Origin of the sequence: uncultured Rikenella sp., assembly GCF_910577125.1 — a bacterium.
In the GTDB taxonomy this organism is placed as follows: domain Bacteria; phylum Bacteroidota; class Bacteroidia; order Bacteroidales; family Rikenellaceae; genus Rikenella.
In genome coordinates, this window is the sequence record NZ_CAJTMN010000170.1 from 1 (window position 1) to 2751 (window position 2751).

The following is a 2751-nucleotide window of genomic DNA, read 5'->3' on the forward strand; positions in this document are numbered from 1 at the left end:
TGCGGCTGTGTCGGTAAAATGGGGTAGAGGCTATCTGTTAGGGTAGACCCGGCCAATTGTGAGTGCGACACGCCCCGTTTATTCTGAGAGGCAACGCAACTGAAGACCGTGGCCACGGCCGCTCACGCTGCTGGGATAGAGACCCTGCGTGCTGAAGCCCAAGAACACGCCGCCAGTCCCGCTGACAGCGGACGACCAACTGTACCCGCTGTTGCCGACGTACGCCAGATCGCCTAACCGCCCATCGTTGCCTGCGTCGCGGTAGCCCGGGGCGGGGTACCAGGCAAGCGGGGTTCCCGTACCCGAGGTGCTTACCTTGTACAACCGACCGTTGGTCGCCTTGTAATCACCTTTTCCGTATTTCTCGCCCGGCACGTTGTCCGAATAGTAGGGGAAAGTACCGGTCAAGGGTTGATCCAGGTCTGTCGCCCGCGTAAAGTCAGACCAAGTCTGCTTCCCAGATGCTCTGAAACAGTTTCGTCCGTTCGCTCCACCACAGTGGAACGGACGGACGAAACTTGTGTATAGCGAGAGGCTACAAATCCATCACCGACCGTTTCGGAGCGTAACACCGCATCAGAAGCGGTTCCGGCAGCGTGGCGTTCGGATCCAGCTGCTCGGCCTCGGGTCGGAGTGCCTTGGTGGCTGTCGTCGGACGCGGAATCAGCGGGCTGTACTGCATCACGAAGTCGATCCGTGCCTGCTGTTCCGGCGTGATCTGCGTCTGATAACCGTAGTAGTAGTCCATCACGTTGGTCGAAACGGTCAGCGCGGAGCCTGCGGCGCAGGGTTGGCGCTGGAACGGATGGTAGGGGAGTTCGTTGATTGCGACCCGACCATCCAACCACGGCTGAATGTCGGCTATATAGGCGGCCCGGTTGTATTTCGGAGTGTCGGCGCAGCCGTCGTCGCTGGCGTTGTCGGGATCGGAACAGCTGTTGGCGGTCTCGTCGAACACATGGCGGAGACCCAGATAGTGACCCATCTCGTGACACAGGGTGAACATACCTTCGTCGTTAAGCCAGGTGTATTCGTCGCTGGGGTCGATCCCTTCTTTCGGTGGAAATATGCGGTTATTCAGCGCAATTCCGTGCATGTAGCTCGGCAGGCGATTGAAGTAAGTTTCGCCCGGTGATTCCGACGAGTTTCCGCTCAATCCGAAAAGCGGGTGGGTCGTGGTGCAGTAGGGCAGGAACGAGATTCCCGTGACCATGCCCTCGCTTTCGTTCGACTGTTTCAGAAAACTGAAAAGCCAGATATTCACGTAATAGTTCGGATCCCAGAAGATATCTTTGTTCCGCTGTGTCTGCGAGCTGCTGTAAAGGAAATTCTCGGCGCTCATGTTGGCGGAGCCGGAGTAGACGACGCGGTGAATCCCCGGTGTGGCGAGCGGTTTGCCGTCCGGATCGTGGGTGGCGGCTACGAAGGTCAGACCGATCTTCTGACTCGGCACTCCGGGGATGGTCTGGTCGGTGAAGAGGGTCGAGGCGTAGAATTTGTTCAGCTCGGCGAGCCGGCGCTGGATCACGGCGTCGGAGGGGTATTGATGCGGGTCGGCGGGGTTTTCGTACAGCACGTGGAAGACGACGGGAATGGTGCCGGCGGCGATCTCCGGCCGGACGGGGTTCGGCGGGGTGGGGGAGGACGAACTCTCTTTGCAGCCGGACAGAAGCGCGGGCAGGAGCACGAGTGCGAAGAGTAGGCGTTTTTTCATGAGAGGTGGTGGATTTCGGTTAACTTTCTGTAAAAATACGGTTTTTTCTCGGACTTCGCGCGGCCGATACCGGTCTCCGGCCGCTGTCCGAGGGGGGGATATACAAAAACGAGGCCGTTCCTGTTTCTCGAACAGGAACGGCCTCGTTTTTTGCGGAGTCTGATTTTTTTTCGCGAAGAAAATCAGACGGTTAGTCTTTCAGCTTGGCGCCCAAAAATTCGCGGTTCAAACGCGCGATATGTGCGATCGAGATTCCTTTCGGACATTCCGCTTCGCAGGCGCCGGTGTTGGTACACCCGCCGAACCCGAGTTCGTCCATCTTGGCGACCATCGCCTTGGCGCGCCGGGCGGCTTCGACTTTCCCCTGGGGCAGCAGTGCGAGCGAGCTCACCCGGGCTGCTACGAAAAGCATGGCAGACCCATTTTTGCAAGTGGCTACGCATGCCCCGCATCCGATGCAAGCGGCGGCGTCCATCGATTCGTCGGCGTCTTTCTTCGGAATCGGAATGGCGTTCGCATCCGGCACGCCGCCGGTGTTGACGGAGATGTACCCGCCGGCCTGCAGAATCTTGTCGTAGGCGGACCGGTCGACCACCAGGTCTTTCACCACGGGGAAGGCCCGCGACCGCCACGGCTCGATGGTGATAGTATCCCCGTCCTTGAATTTCCGCATGTGGAGCTGGCAGGTGGTGATATCGTCGTCGGGCCCGTGGGCGCGGCCGTCGATGTACAGCGAGCACATCCCGCAGATCCCTTCCCGACAGTCGTGGTCGAAGGCGATGGGCTCTTTCCCGGCGTGAATCAGGTCGTTGTTCAAAATGTCGAGCATCTCCAAAAAGGAGCTCCCTTCCGATACGTTCTCTACGTGGTATTCTTCGAACCGACCTTTGTCGTGGGCGTCTTTCTGACGCCATATCTTCAATTTCAAATTCATAACAATCTGATCTTATTTTTTAATCGTTTATCTGTGTCTACCCGCAGGGAACTGCCGCTTTTTGAAAAAAGCGGCACCAAAAACTTTTAGTTAGCTACGCTAC

Annotated in this window: 3 protein-coding genes; all 3 read right to left on the bottom strand. The window is 58.0% G+C overall.

All coding sequences use genetic code 11. The features are described from left to right. Positions 1-78: 78 nt before the first annotated feature. The 3 genes from QZ292_RS10225 to QZ292_RS10235 all read right to left on the bottom strand — a co-directional run bounded on the left by QZ292_RS10225 (position 79) and on the right by QZ292_RS10235 (position 2648). Positions 79-408 (bottom strand): hypothetical protein, encoded by a 330-nt coding sequence (locus QZ292_RS10225; RefSeq protein ID WP_294601220.1) that lies wholly within the window; start codon positions 406-408, stop codon positions 79-81. 127 nt (positions 409-535) lie between these two features. Then, positions 536-1714 carry a zinc-dependent metalloproteinase lipoprotein gene (locus tag QZ292_RS10230; RefSeq protein ID WP_294601222.1) on the bottom strand — a complete coding sequence of 393 codons (1179 nt, stop codon included), beginning with the start codon at positions 1712-1714 and terminating at the stop codon, positions 536-538. 190 nt (positions 1715-1904) lie between these two features. Continuing rightward, positions 1905-2648 carry a succinate dehydrogenase/fumarate reductase iron-sulfur subunit gene (locus tag QZ292_RS10235; protein WP_294601224.1) on the bottom strand — a complete coding sequence of 248 codons (744 nt, stop codon included), beginning with the start codon at positions 2646-2648 and terminating at the stop codon, positions 1905-1907. Between the last annotated feature and the right edge of the window lie 103 nt (positions 2649-2751).

Coding starts and splice junctions, on each gene's coding strand:
- QZ292_RS10230 (WP_294601222.1), bottom strand. CDS start 1,714: ATGAAAAAACGCCTACTCTTCGCACTCGTGCTCCTGCCCGCGCTTCTG.
- QZ292_RS10235 (WP_294601224.1), bottom strand. CDS start 2,648: ATGAATTTGAAATTGAAGATATGGCGTCAGAAAGACGCCCACGACAAA.